The 13,595-nt window shown below is 42.9% G+C and carries 12 protein-coding genes; 6 read left to right on the top strand and 6 right to left on the bottom strand.

Annotated elements, in window-relative coordinates:
- The first annotated feature begins 14 nt into the window (after positions 1–14).
- Complete coding sequence (gene glmM, locus MZ182_RS13285; RefSeq protein ID WP_248067194.1) at positions 15–1,367, top strand: phosphoglucosamine mutase; 1,353 nt, start codon at positions 15–17, stop codon at positions 1,365–1,367.
- A gap of 395 nt (positions 1,368–1,762) precedes the next feature.
- Here glmM and hepT read toward each other — a convergent pair whose 3' ends face one another.
- Together hepT and mntA are read right to left on the bottom strand one after the other, a co-directional pair.
- Complete coding sequence (gene hepT / locus MZ182_RS13280; protein WP_088585313.1) at positions 1,763–2,179, bottom strand: type VII toxin-antitoxin system HepT family RNase toxin; 417 nt, start codon at positions 2,177–2,179, stop codon at positions 1,763–1,765.
- On the bottom strand, positions 2,172–2,594 hold the full coding sequence (gene mntA, locus MZ182_RS13275; RefSeq protein WP_088585314.1) for a type VII toxin-antitoxin system MntA family adenylyltransferase antitoxin: 423 nt from the start codon (positions 2,592–2,594) through the stop codon (positions 2,172–2,174). Before mntA ends, hepT begins: the two co-directional genes overlap by 8 nt.
- A gap of 418 nt (positions 2,595–3,012) precedes the next feature.
- Here mntA and MZ182_RS13270 point away from each other — a divergent pair, with 418 nt between their 5' ends.
- The 5 genes from MZ182_RS13270 to MZ182_RS13250 all read left to right on the top strand — a co-directional run bounded on the left by MZ182_RS13270 (position 3,013) and on the right by MZ182_RS13250 (position 6,271).
- Positions 3,013–3,273 carry a type II toxin-antitoxin system Phd/YefM family antitoxin gene (locus tag MZ182_RS13270; protein ID WP_115017884.1) on the top strand — a complete coding sequence of 87 codons (261 nt, stop codon included), beginning with the start codon at positions 3,013–3,015 and terminating at the stop codon, positions 3,271–3,273.
- Position 3,274: 1 nt separating this feature from the next.
- Positions 3,275–3,622, top strand: a complete 348-nt coding sequence (locus MZ182_RS13265) for a type II toxin-antitoxin system RelE/ParE family toxin (RefSeq protein WP_126491559.1) — start codon at positions 3,275–3,277, stop codon at positions 3,620–3,622.
- A gap of 211 nt (positions 3,623–3,833) precedes the next feature.
- A complete protein-coding gene (locus MZ182_RS13260) occupies positions 3,834–5,042 on the top strand; it encodes a J domain-containing protein (protein WP_248067189.1) in 1,209 nt (402 codons plus the stop codon).
- 715 nt (positions 5,043–5,757) lie between these two features.
- Positions 5,758–5,997, top strand: coding sequence for a CopG family ribbon-helix-helix protein (locus tag MZ182_RS13255; RefSeq protein WP_126491561.1), 240 nt, complete (start codon positions 5,758–5,760; stop codon positions 5,995–5,997).
- The gene (locus MZ182_RS13250; protein ID WP_317233120.1) at positions 5,960–6,271 is read left to right on the top strand and encodes a type II toxin-antitoxin system RelE/ParE family toxin; all 312 of its coding nucleotides are present in this window, start codon (positions 5,960–5,962) and stop codon (positions 6,269–6,271) included. The genes MZ182_RS13255 and MZ182_RS13250 overlap by 38 nt, the downstream gene beginning before the upstream one ends.
- On the opposite strand, the gene MZ182_RS13245 is transcribed toward MZ182_RS13250, so the two are convergent.
- The 4 genes from MZ182_RS13245 to MZ182_RS13230 all read right to left on the bottom strand — a co-directional run bounded on the left by MZ182_RS13245 (position 6,155) and on the right by MZ182_RS13230 (position 13,569).
- Complete coding sequence (locus tag MZ182_RS13245; RefSeq protein ID WP_248067183.1) at positions 6,155–7,885, bottom strand: hypothetical protein; 1,731 nt, start codon at positions 7,883–7,885, stop codon at positions 6,155–6,157. The two genes, MZ182_RS13250 and MZ182_RS13245, sit on opposite strands and share 117 nt — an antisense overlap.
- 81 nt (positions 7,886–7,966) lie before the next feature.
- Positions 7,967–9,133, bottom strand: coding sequence for an Arm DNA-binding domain-containing protein (locus MZ182_RS13240; RefSeq protein WP_126491564.1), 1,167 nt, complete (start codon positions 9,131–9,133; stop codon positions 7,967–7,969).
- 296 nt (positions 9,134–9,429) lie between these two features.
- On the bottom strand, positions 9,430–10,749 hold the full coding sequence (locus MZ182_RS13235; RefSeq protein ID WP_248067180.1) for a hypothetical protein: 1,320 nt from the start codon (positions 10,747–10,749) through the stop codon (positions 9,430–9,432).
- Positions 10,750–10,758: 9 nt separating this feature from the next.
- Positions 10,759–13,569: a hypothetical protein gene (locus MZ182_RS13230; RefSeq protein WP_248067178.1), complete on the bottom strand. Its 2,811-nt coding sequence runs from the start codon at positions 13,567–13,569 to the stop codon at positions 10,759–10,761.
- Positions 13,570–13,595 lie beyond the last annotated feature (26 nt).

Raw genomic sequence — 13,595 nt, 5'->3', positions numbered from 1 at the left:
TTTAAGGATGCAGTATGTCTAGGAAGTATTTTGGTACCGATGGTGTGCGTGGCAAGGTGGGTACATTCCCTATAACGCCTGATTTTGCGATGAAGTTAGGTTGGGCGGCTGGCACTGTGCTGGCGTCCACTGGCACTAAAGAAGTGTTGATTGGTAAAGATACCCGTATTAGTGGCTATATGCTTGAGTCGGCAATGGAGGCGGGATTTTCAGCGGCGGGTGTGAATGTGGCGTTGATTGGCCCAATGCCAACACCTGCGGTGGCGTATTTGGCGTCGACATTTCGCGCCGATGCTGGGGTGGTGATCAGTGCCTCCCACAATCCTTATTACGACAATGGGATTAAGTTTTTTTCAAACGCTGGCACTAAGTTAAATGATGCGCAGGAGCTTGAAATTGAAGCCTTGTTAGAGCAGGCACTGCAGCATAATGCGATGCAGTGTGTGGCTTCTGAAAAACTCGGTAAGGTTCGCCGTATTGATGATGCCGCAGGCCGTTATATTGAGTTTTGTAAGGGAACGTTCCCGAATCATTTAAGTTTGACTGGGTTGAAGATTGTCGTCGATAGCGCCCATGGCGCCGCCTATCATATTGCGCCGAATGTGTACCGTGAGTTAGGGGCTGAGGTGATTAGCATCAACGACAAACCTAATGGGGTGAATATTAATGACCATTGCGGTGCAACACATTTAGATAGTTTGCAAACCGCCGTGATGGTGCATGAGGCCGATTTAGGTATTGCATTAGATGGCGATGCGGATAGGGTGATGTTTGTTGACCATAATGGCCATGTGGTTGATGGTGATGAAATTTTATTTATTCTGGCACAAGCTGCGTTCCAAAAAGGTGAAATGGTCGGCGGTGTGGTTGGTACTTTAATGTCAAACCTTGGTTTAGAACTGGCCCTTAAGCAAATGGACATTCCCTTTGTACGTGCAAAGGTGGGCGATCGTTATGTGGTTGAGCAGCTTAAAGAAACGGGTTGGCAACTGGGCGGCGAAGGTTCTGGGCATATTTTGAGTTTAAAGCATGCTTCAACGGGTGATGGTATTGTGGCGTCCCTGCAGGTACTTAAAGCCATTTTAGAGTCAGGCAAACGTTTAGCCGACATTAAAGCGGGCATGACTAAGTTGCCGCAGGTACTTATTAATGTGCGTTTATCATCAGGCAGTGCCGACAGCATTTTGGCTTTAGACAGTGTTAAGCAAGCCGTGGTAAAAGCAGAAGGGATTTTGGGCGACCAAGGACGCGTACTATTACGTAAGTCCGGCACAGAGCCTTTAATCCGAGTGATGGTGGAGTCAACGGATAATCTGATGACTCAGACTCAAGCCGAGTTTATCGCAGAGGCAGTAAGAGCGGCGTAAAGCGGGCGCTTCGGGCGAGAATCTAGGGCGTTGCTTCGCAACTGCTAGGACGCAGCAAAAAGCGCTGCTGCTAGGAGGCCTTCGGCCCTAGGACGCTACTATGTGGCTCTAGGCTTTTAGCTTCTACGAACGCCGCTTTGCGGCTACGGAACGTCACTGCGTGGCGCGAGAATCTAGGGCGTTGCTTCGCAACTGCTAGGACGCTCGCAAACTCGCTCTAGCTTCTACGAACGCCGTTTTGCGACAACCGCAGGGTGAAACAAGATGAAACCCATATCCTACGGATATTCCACACGCGATTACGCTTGCCTAGTCAGTGTTAATAGTTTGATTTAATTAAAAAAAGCCCTATGAGCTCCTCAGGGCTTGTTTAAGCGGCTTTAGGCAAGAGTGATTCAATAACTCATTCTTGGACAAAATTTTATCACTTCAATAAATTGCTCAAAATCCTCAAGATGATGCTGTACAACATGCACAACGATATCGAGGTTGAGTTCTTGATAGTCATGTACTGCGATGTTTCTTAGGCCAACCATCTTCTTTAAGTTGTCTGCAAGCTGCTGATTAATTATTTTATTTTGTGAAAGTAGTGTAAAGCTATCACGGCTACTTTGGGGGATACCCAGTTGTTGTTGGCGGTTAATATGGTTTGCTATGTCGATACTGGCTTCGCAGCAGCGTTGTAAATTGAGGATAACGCTATCTTGCAGGGTGAAGTCTTGTTTGAACATGCTGCCATCACCATAAACTTGTTGGATGCGTTTTATACAGCGTTTGATGGTTGCTATTTTGTTGATAATAATGTCATTCAAAGTGACGTCCCCTGTGATCGTTGGCTGTTGTTTTGGCCGTTGCATCATCAATAATTGCTTGTCTTTCAGCTTGTAGATGTTGGTACATTGAGATGGTTTTCACTGCAAAAATCTCATCATCTTGTCGCGTTCCCCAAAGTCGCTTTCCTTGGGTGACTACCTGCTGACATAACACTGTGGATGCCGTGCGTAAATCAACAAGATCAACATCAGTATCTAACGCTGAGGCGAGTTTTTGGGCAAGTTGCCAGCGGGCGATATTGTCTAAAGTGACATCGGCGAGTACCGCAATATCGATATCACTGTTGCGGTGTTGCGTGCCCTGTGCATAGGAGCCAAATAGGTAGATCAATCTCAACTGCGGGATGTTATCTTGTAGTAAGTTGATGATAATGCTTTCATTTAGTTGTTGCATAGGCCCATTGCACGATTTAATGAATACAGGGTGAGTATATAGCATATAAGGCGCAGCAAAAAGGACGGCCTTCGGCTGGGAGAAACTAGGGCGTTGCTCGATAACTGCTCCTGCTTTATTCTACCTCCTGCATCCATGCAGTCGTACGCAACTGCTAGGACGCTCGCAAGCTCGCTGCTAGGGGCTAGGAATGCCGCTTTTTGCGGTTACAGGTTACGGAACGGGCTGCGCCCTGACGGTGAGTGAGCTTGCGAGCGTTCCGTTATCCGTAATCTGTCAACCGTCAGCACGGCGTTGAGCGTTTTGATGTATTTAGTCTTTTTTTAGTCTTTTTTTGGTCTTTAATCTATCGCATGATATGATTTTGGCTTAGTGAATGGGTTTTCTTATTTTCAATTAATCAACTAGGCATCAACCTATGAACATAGAAACAATCAGTTTTTTGAAGAAAAATGCCGCGAGCTTAACCCTCGATGAACCGATGATTATTACTCAAAATGGTGTACCTGCTTACGTTATCGAGTCGGTAGCGGATAGAAATCGACGTGATGAGGCGATAGCTTTACTCAAGCTAGTCAGTTTTGCAAAAAGCGATCAACAAAATGGCCGCACTATGTCATCAAGTGCATTCAAGGAACGCTTGGCGGGTCGTAAACTGGCTTTAAAGGATAATAAGTAGTATGTCTGTGGTAAAACTTGAATATACCAAGACATTTGAAGATACCGTAGATAGTGCTATATCTCACTATTCCCAATGGCATGACGAGATCACTATTATTGAGAGAATTGAGGCAGTTATTGAGGCATTTGAAGCATCTGTGACGCAAAATCCTTTGAGCCATGCATTATGTCAAGAGTTAGTTGAACTTGGCATTACTCAAGTAAGGCACGCGATAAAAGAGGATTTTAGAATACTGTACGAGGTTAGCTACATTAATGATGAGTCTCTTGTTACTGTGCTACTTTTTTTGAATCAACGACCAAGCATACAGAACCAACTGATCAATCATTGCTTGGTTTATAAGTAATTGCTTGCGGCAGTGAGAATCGAGGACGGCCTTTAGTCGCGAGAATCTAGGATACTTACAAGCTGGCTTTAGACTCTAGCTGCGAAGCGCTCTAGCGTTCTTCGAACGTCGCTTTGCTAAGGATGTCGGCACGTTTTTCGCTATTTTGGTATGCGAGTTTTGTATTTTTGGTCACTTGGGTTTGTAAACATTTCATCAGAAGAAAATATTTATGTCATTAATGAGCATCATCAATACTTCGGCTTCAAGTCAATCACGTAACCGCTCGCAAATACTCGAAAAATTGTGGCAAGACTACGAAAAAAAACAATTAAGAAATAAACGTTATCAAACAAAATTAGAGGGTTTTTATCGCGAGTTCACCTCACAATTACTTGAAAAAGAGCAGGCCGTATGTGATGCCTCAGCCCAATGGGTGCGTCATTTATTGACTTTTGTTCCGCGTAAATCCATTAAAGGTCGCCAAAGGGAGGCGCTGCTAGAATGGATTGACGAAGAAATAAGTATTATTGAATCGAACCCGTTTAATCCTATCAATACTCACGAAATACGCGATAGCTTCACTAGCTTGCTTATGGCTTATCAAGCAACCTTGCCTAAGCAAGACATTGGTCAGCACGAGCTTGATGCTTTTCGTGAAGAGTTAGAATCTATGTTTGGCTTTGAGTTGGATATAGACGATGCGCAACTGTCTGAACTCATTGATGAACCGGCGAAGTTCCAGGCATTTTTTGAGCAAAAATTGGCTGAGCAGCACAATAAAGCTTTTGATGACGGCGACGCTGACAATGCGTTTGAGCAAGATGAGGCTGAGTATGATGCCCAAGAGGATGATTTTTTCTTTGAATCGAGTCAACCAGAGCAAGCATTAAGCCTTGAGTTATTTAGCGATAAAACCATGACCAAATTGTATCGACAATTGGCGAATCAATTTCATCCCGATAAAGAGCCTGAACCTGCTAAAAAGGCGCTAAAAAAAGAGTTGATGCAGCAACTGTCTCAAGCCAAGAAAAGCAAGGATGCTGTCGCCTTGCTGATGTTGGCCCTTGAATATCTGCCAGAGTATAAGCTTGAGGCCGATGCAGATATGATTAAACGTATTGAGGCTGCGTTGCGGGTTAAAATTAGTTTATTAAATCAAGATTATCAATCAATGCAGAATGGTAATGATATTAAAAGTATGATTTGGCAACGTTTTGGTAGTGGTTCAAAAGCATCACGCGCTAGGGAGTTGGCCCAATATGGTGATCATCTCACGATTGAAACTGAAGAGTTACTCGCAAAAGTGACTAAGATCAAAACAGTACAAGCGATACAAAAGGAATTAAACCAACGTAGCCGACGGGGGAGTTTTAACGACATTTTTGATTTTGCGATGTTTGATGACGAAACTCTTGATGAATTTTGGCAATACAAATAGCGCAATGATGATGCTTCGTAACGGCTAGGACGGCCTTCGGCCGCAAGTACGCAGCAAAAAGCACTGCTGCTAGGATGCCTTCGGCCCTAGGACACTCGCCAGCTCGCTTTAGAACGCCACTACGTCGCTTTAGACTCTGGCAGCGAAGCGATAGCTTCTACAAACGCCGCTTTGCGGCTACGGAACGTCACTGCGTGGCGCGAGAATCTAGGACGTTGCTGCGCAACTGCTAGGACGCTCGCAAGCTCGCTGCTAGGGGCTAGGAATGCCGCTTTTTGCGGTTACAGGTTACGGAACGGGCTGCGCCCTGACGGTGAGTGAGCTTGCGAGCGTTCCTTAATCCTTCCTCCGTCAGCACAGCGTTTCGCAATTCCTGCCCTTTTCTGTCATTTCCGCGAACGACTGCATGGTCAATTTTGTTCCATACAAAATATGACATTTCCACCCTCCATGGTAGTCAGATGCAGGAGGTACGAGCCCAGGGACGGGCGAAGGTAGAATAATGCAGGAGCAATTATCGAGAATAACGCAGGAGCAGTTATCGACGCGGGAATCCACACTAACATCTTTCGGTGGTTTAAATAGTAGTGACTCAAAGCTAAAAGCTGGATCCCCGCATCGATAACATTCAGTTTGGCTGATAAGCCAAACATGACAATTTATCCTCAATAAGTGTAATGTAGTTTGATGTATACATTGTATGATGAGGTTTACCATGAGTGTCTTGTCAGTACGCTTATCCGATGAAATCGAGCAAAAGCTGTTACAGCTTGCCCAGTCAACTGGCAGAACCAAATCGTGGTTGGCCAGCCAAGCGATTCAGGATTATTTAGACCGGGAAGCCTGGCAAATTGCTGAAATCCAAGCCGCATTACGTGAAGCCGATGCCGGTGATTTTGTACCAGAGCACGAGATGAATGCCAAGTTCCAGCGTTGGGGGATCAATGCGGGTTAAATGGCTGCGTAATGTCGCGCAAAATCCTGAAGATGCGTATGATTATTTAGAGAAAGACAACCCCGAGGTCGCACAAGCCTTCCTGCAAGACGTTTACCGCTTAGTGAACTTATTGCCGGCGCAACCCGCCATGGGACGGGCTGGGCGCGTAGTTGGTTCACTGGAACTGGTTATACAGGATTACCCGTTCATCATCCCGTACAGGGTCGTGCTGTTGCTTTGGAACGGGATACTCCTCACCTATCGCGTTTTCAAGCTCGATAAAGCCGATTGATTGAGCATGTTCCATTGTATTAACGTAGTTTTTGATAAATGGAATAACAAACAGTCTTCTATGCCAGTCGTTGCACATGATCTCTGTGGGATTGCTGCTGAGCATGCTATTTTCAGGCACATTGTCATTACGCATTAATAAGGGATTATTGTTTGGATCTTTTAGCCCATTTTCTAATCGACCTAACGCGCTATTAGCCCAACCGTCATTAAAAGGCATTGGGGTTGAAATCAACTCAACTTTTGCTTCATTCACCACAATTTGATGTGATCGACAATACTCTAATTGACGGCTCATGACTGATTGCGTTAATTCTTCAATGTTGTACTTCTCTGTATCAGACCAGTCAAAGCGGCGTACCCCAAATTTATAAATCACTTCTCTTGTATGCGCGGTTTCAATAATGCCACTCCAGACATAAAAGATAATATGAGTGTGGGTGGACTTATGGTAAACACGGCTGATTTTTTCTTCAGAAGGCAACAATAATGTGGGCTGCTCGACGCAAGGGGTATTAGAAAAGTTTCTGAGGTAACACTGCTGGCCATTATTGTAGGTAATTTTGACATGGATCCGCTGTTTACCTGTGCTTTCTCTTTCACCGCGTTCAACCGTTGCCCATTTTATCGGGAAAGGTTTTAGCTTATTCGGTATTTTGTAAAGATCATTAATGGTAAGGATATCGTTGCACATCATGTCTGTCACTTTTCCGCCTGGGTTTCTTTTTTGGAGTGAAGACAGGTATGTTCTGACAATAAATCGATCTGCGATGATGATATCGATAGGGTATTTGTCTTTTTGCTTATAATCACGTCGAAAATTATTGCGTTGTGATTCAGGGAAATACTCAGATGTATACACTTTAATGTCGGTAACAAATTCGCTGTCTCTGAACTTTTGCAGTTCATGGTAAACCTGTGCTTTAAAGTCGGTAATTTTTTCTTCGGTATCCATGTCTTGTACATCATATGGCAAAGCGTGGATGACCTTTGCTCGTTTGAGCAGTTTGTCAGACGTATTAAAGGTACGCGTTTCGATTTTATTTCGTGCGACTAAAAATTCTGCACTCAGGATAAAGTTGTAATCAAGCTTTGAGTGAACATAGTCGACTTTTACCTTTAATGACACCAGGTTTTTGTCATGTTCTCTTCTCACGGCCAAAATATGATTAAGCTTATTTTGAAGCTTGTGTTGCTCCTTTAAGCCTCGATTTATTTTGAGTTGAGTAAATGCACAAGGGCACAGTGTTAAATGACATTCTTGCATCATAAATTGAGCAAAAAAGCGTAATTGCCGAGCTAGCAGTGATTGATAATTAGGCAGCTCATCTGTAAACCCTAAAAACCGTGCAAGCTCTTTATAGCAAGGCTGATTGAGGTTAGAAGATGAACTCGGTATGGCTAACGGATATTTTTTAAAAAACTCAATAATGGTTTGTGATGAGATATTGTCATCAAACAGGTTAAACCATTCTTTTTTGTTGAGCGATACCGACGGCATTTCACGTAATTTAGTAAACGAGAGTGATGCAATGTCTAAATCGTGTGTAAATGGAGCGTTAAAGTGCTCAGTGATGCCTGATAGACCACCCTTAAAACAGTTAATACAAATCATAAAGAACCCCTTGCTGATACAAGTTATTGTGACTTCATTGTGCGAGCAAAATGCTGCACAGGTATGTGGAGCATTTTCGAATTAAGCTAAGCCTTCATTGCGCATTAATGATTCAAACGCACTGCCATCAAGGCGTGATGCATTGGCCACATAAGGTGCGTAGACATCAAACAGTAATCGCGTGTCGCTGTGCCCAAGCATTTGAGAGATGTACAAGGGGTTTTCGTGTGCGGCGATATGAAGCACAGCAGCAGTATGGCGAGTTTCATAAGGGCGACGTGCTGCTAAGCCTGCGGCTTTTAGCGTCGGGAACCATAATTTGCGGCTGACAAAGTGAGTTGATGGGGGGAGACCCGTGGGGGACACAAACACAAAGTTTGAGTGTTTAGGTTTTACTGCCTGAATACGTTTAAACGCATCAAAAACGGTGTCGCACATTTTTAATTCGCGACGTGATTTTGGTGTTTTTACATCACACAATTCACCATTGACCCAGTTTTGACGAATTCGAATTAAGCGATGGTTGAAGTCGATATGCTCCCATTCCAAACCATGCACCTCACAACTGCGCATGCCTGTCCAAAATCGGATAATAAAATAATCCTTCCACTTCTGCGGTATTTTATCGAGAAACTTGCGCACCTCATCAATGGTCATGGGATGTGATTCTGCCTTTTCTTCCTTAAGCGATTTATATCGTCTTAGTGGATATTCAAACTTACATTCATCAGCGGCTAGGCTCACGATCGCGATAAGCGGCCACAGAATAAAATTAATGCGACGATTTGACATTAGGCGTGAACCGTCTTTTTTCTCGCCTTCTTTCAGTGCCTGCCGAAAGTAATCGACCTGCGACAAGGTGACTTCGTTAATGAGGGTATTACCAAACGTGGGGATGAGGTATTTGTCTAATGCTGCGCGAACCATGGCTTGGTAGCTGTTTTTCCAGGTGGCTTTTTTGCGTTCAAACCATTGGTTGGCAAAATTATCAAAGAAAGGGTATTGGCGGTCGGGGTGAGCTGTGCGTTGTAGCGCTTCAAACTGCGCCACTTTTTTACTGCTTGGAAAGTAGTCGCGATATTGAAAGGTGCCTAAGTCGATTTCAGCACTCATTTTTTTGAGTGTGGCTTTGGCATTGGCAAGGTTTTTCGGTGTGGCCATCAGTTTAGTGCCTTCACGAAAACGGCAGCCATAAAGATGTATGTCGAACTGAATACGCCCATTGGGGCGAACACGAATTTGAGCCATAAGAGGCCTCCATCAAATAGATCTATCCCTATCCGATGGAATTCGTTAGAATTTAGCCATCGGCTGGGGGTTCTGTTAAAAGTCGTCGCAGCCGGTACGGGGGAGAGTGGTTGCCGCCACTCTCTCCCAACTGCTTTTTTAGGGTAACTCAACTTGCCAATCGCGCAAGTTAACCACCACATTGTGTTTCCCAATAGGCTGATGTTTTAGCTTATTAGTTAACCACCTCTACTTTATACAACTACCACTGTGTATTTGTCCAGTGTTTTGTTGTACTTATCTTATTCAATTTGTCATTAATCCTCATCAAAACCATATGGATCTTCTACCACCTCTTCAAATGCTAGCTGACCTTGTTTTTCAGAGGGGTCCGGTTGAATGATAAATCGTTTTTCTTGGTTTTCATCGTACTTTCGCTTGAGTGCTTGGTATTGCTTCAGTTTGGGTTGTTCTGGTTTTAATTCAATGCTGCCGTAAGGAAGGCGATCTTTTAAATTCTTATAAATATTGAGTTTGTATTCTCCTTGTTTGTCTTTTGTTAGCGTAGCTCGCGTCTGTGTCATATTGAGCATATTTTTGATAGGAAGTTCAGATAACGTTTTAGGGCAATAGGCAAAGAGCAATGGATCTTCTATGCTGATGTTCGTTGCAATGGGTTTAAATGACTGACTATGGTCTAAAATAGAGCAGATAAACATCTTATTTCCCTCAATAAATAACACGCATTGGTTAGCTGCTTTGATTTCCTGTTGCTTCCAAAGGTCATCATTTCTCTTCTTTAATGTCCGTAGATCTGCTTGAAAATTTAAAATTGTTTGAGGCTTGTATACATCTCGTTGATAAAACAACTCAATATCACTGAGTATGCATGTCATTGACTGTTCGGGTGATTTAAATGAAATGGCATCACCTTCAACGCAGATCTCAATGTCAGGACTTTCTGTATTGTTGCAAATCTGTGTTAACTGCGTGGCGGCATGTTGCGTTAAAGCAAAAGAGAAGGGAGGTTTAATGTGTTCAGGCAGCATTTTTTCGTTCACTTTGCCATTACGCTGATAGCGTAGCTCTCCTTTTTCACCATTAAACTGAATAAATTCAAAGGGGACATAATATTGTGTTTCATGCAAAATATATTGTAGCGTTGTGACGGGGACACGTTGAAAAGCGCGTTGATTATTGGCTTTAAAGTACGCAATATGTTTTTGGTGGGCGACATCAAGATCAAATATATCCATCGGAAGATAGTCTTGGTTTTTCGTTAATATGTCTTTTGTTAAATACAGACAAAACTGAACAGTAGTGTATCGTCCATTCTCGTATGAGAGGTGTAAAATATGGGGGGTGTTATTTGCTTGCCAGTAATCTGTTTTGAGGTTTTTCATGTTAATAAAGAAATCGCGAGGGATAGCGAATTCGCTGTTTTTTAAGCCATGTCCAGGTTCAAGTTTTACATCACATAACATGTATTCTGGGTAGACCCCGCCGATATAGGTTGCTTTATTGGCCTTTGCATTGATAAAGACGCTAATGCAGTTGTCACTCTCTTTTTTATTTAAATGATCAACGATGTTTAAAAAAATTTCACTCGATTCTCTCGGTATGATTAGTTTTGCCATATATAACCTCTACTTAGTTTTTTGAATGTGTTTGACATATATTTGAATATGTTTAAGAACGAATTCGATATTGTTAACGCGCAATACATTCCTTTGAGTTTTGCTCTTGGACGGGGTGAACGTTGGCGTTAGAGTGATTATTAAGTGTGAATCCCCCTCCGATTGCTTCTTTACCATGTACTTCTCTTGTGCTTTGACAAAATATTGTTTCAGTCTCGAAAGTTGGACATTTGTATCTGTTTTCCGGTTAATGATGAGTGTGAAACTTGGTCGTAACCATCGCCACTGTGGTTGCCTAAAGACGGTTTCAAAGTGCCGTGAGTTTTTGACATTACAAGCTAATGTCAGTGTTAACGCTTGACCGGTTTCATTTGTGGAAATTGTGGGTGCCGGTAAATTTGACAGTGCTGTCATTTGAGCTTTATTGATATTAGGGTACAAATGTCGGCCTGATTGATGCCAAATTTGGCTAAGCAGTGGCCAATTCAATTGCTTTGCTTTTCGCATTTCAAGGAAGAGATAAAATACAAAATTTTTGGGTGCAGTAGAGAAAGAGCCCTGCCAACGTTTGATGAAGTCGAAAGTCACTTCGTCATAGTTCGTGCTCCATGCAATATTGTTTGGGATAGCGTTTAACGATGAACGCTTCGAACTCAATAGGTGGCGACGTAATTGATTTTCGGTAAGCGATATTGTGCTATTTTGTTTTTGCGCTAGGCTTTTGTCGCGGTACTTAGGGCTGATGAGTGCTAATTGACGGGAAAGATCATTAGAGCTCGGTGTTAAGTTGAGTATGTATTTTAATTCTGCGTGTGAATATTCTCGAGGTTGCAATGCGCCATAACCAAGTCTGTAAAAGGGATACAGCCAGTCAATGCTATGCAGGTAGGACCAACGAGTCGTCGCGTAGTTTTCATGGCCGATTTGTTTACATACCTCATCAAACAGTAAATTGTCGTTGCATTGTGAAAAATGATGACCTTCTAACCAGTAGTCGAAAGGAGCGTTGACCACTTCTTCTGTTAATAATCGCTGAAGTGCAGCAGAAGTCGTTGTCAATTGAGGTGCTAAACCGTAAGCCATATGCAAGGCTTGCTGCATAAAGAGATGTACGCCGCTGTGACGTAAATGATGAAACCGGACATGATGACCAGCGATAGCTTTAATGGCTTTTGTCAGTGGTAAAAGGTAATTCAATTGGCGTGAATGATAACTTTCATCGGTGAAGCCAATCAGTGGTTCACTAACATCACACATTACTTTATTTGCAAGTACGATGCGCACGAGTTTAGCCAGTTCCTCTGGAATAACCGGATGTACTGTACGAGCTTTATGCTCTTTAGTCGTCCCTTCTTCTGTTTTTCTGATATAGATGCGAAAGCATTGTGGATGGTTTGGCAGACAATGAATATCTTGGATCCGTAAACGTAAGATCTCTCCGCGCCTTAACATGGCGAAATAAGCTAAAATGCCAGAAACCGCACAGAACAACCGCTGTAAAGGATGTCCGTCTTGATGAGTGAGCAAGGCATCTGTGATGTCGTGTAACTCTTCAAGACTCAGTCGATAGGCATCGACACTTGAACAAGATGTAGGTGCATCAAACTCAGTGAGATCAATACCATCTGTGATGGCTTGATGGCGCATAAAACGAAAAAAATACAACATATAAAGTCGACTTCTATCATTTTCAAGTGAGTCATAGACCCGGCGTGCCCATAGTTGTAGTGCTTCTTCGTCAATGGCGTTTGCATAAGAGAGGGGGTGAGAAGTTAGCTTTGATTGTAACGTTGTATAATTGTAGATAGTGTTATCAGCCAACACTGACTTATTGACACCGCCATGTTCAATAAGCTCCTGGGCATAACGGTAGAGCATGGCGGGTAAAATGTTGTGTTGTTCAAATTCACTGAAACGATTATCGAGTTGTTTATCTACATGCTTGTTGCTGAGCAACCGTTTGTGTGGCCAATCATCTTCTTGAGATTGAGACGTTGATGAGCTACTGAGTGGTGCTCGCCAATCATATTGATAAATGGATTTTAATTGTTGTCGCGTATCTTTAAGCGTGGTTTCAACTTTAACGAATGCCACATGGCGTTCAGGATAACTAATATCTTTGAGCAACGTGGGTACGACATAATCGCGATATTTCCAAACCGCTTGAAAAAGATGTTGCCAGTGCCAAACAGGCTTCGCATTGAGGTAAAATGGCTCATCTTCCATGAGTTGGTTAAGGCGTTTATGAAGTTTTTGGGTTGTTAAACCTTTTATCGGTTCTTTTTGATAGTCGCTTAAAAGGCGATACACAAAAAGTGGTAAATGATAACGAGTAAAAAATACATCGTCATCTTCACCCTTTTGTTTATTCAATCCACCTAAATGATCAACTTTGAGGTAGGTCTCAGTATCTTCAATTATGACGCAGTGAGGATCATTAATAATGCTCGTCAGATAATGGATAGATAATGGAGCCACTTCCATTGCGATAGCAAGAGCAACATATTCAACGGATGGCTGGCAACGTTGATTAAACAATGCGACCTTACTGTGTGAATATGCGTCAAGCACTTGAAAAGCTTCGTCAGCATAATTATTGATTTTACTAAACCAGATTAAGTCTTGATCTTCCCAGGGCAACTCTTTTACTTCAGGAAGTTGCCAATGCAGAACATCTCCGAGGTAAGTCACAATATTGACTAAGGCATGTTTATAGTGTCTCTGTTTTCCTGTTGGAACTGTTTTAATGAAGTTGTCGATAACTTTGATATCGTTGTCAGTGAGCGTTTTGATTTGTTCAGGTTGCTTGGCGTTACCCATTAATGAGATCCAATGTTCAAAGACCC

The sequence above is a fragment of the Shewanella sp. JNE2 genome, from assembly GCF_023159115.1.
Lineage (GTDB): Bacteria > Pseudomonadota > Gammaproteobacteria > Enterobacterales > Shewanellaceae > Shewanella > Shewanella putrefaciens.
This window is presented reverse-complemented; position numbering and strand designations above follow the sequence as displayed.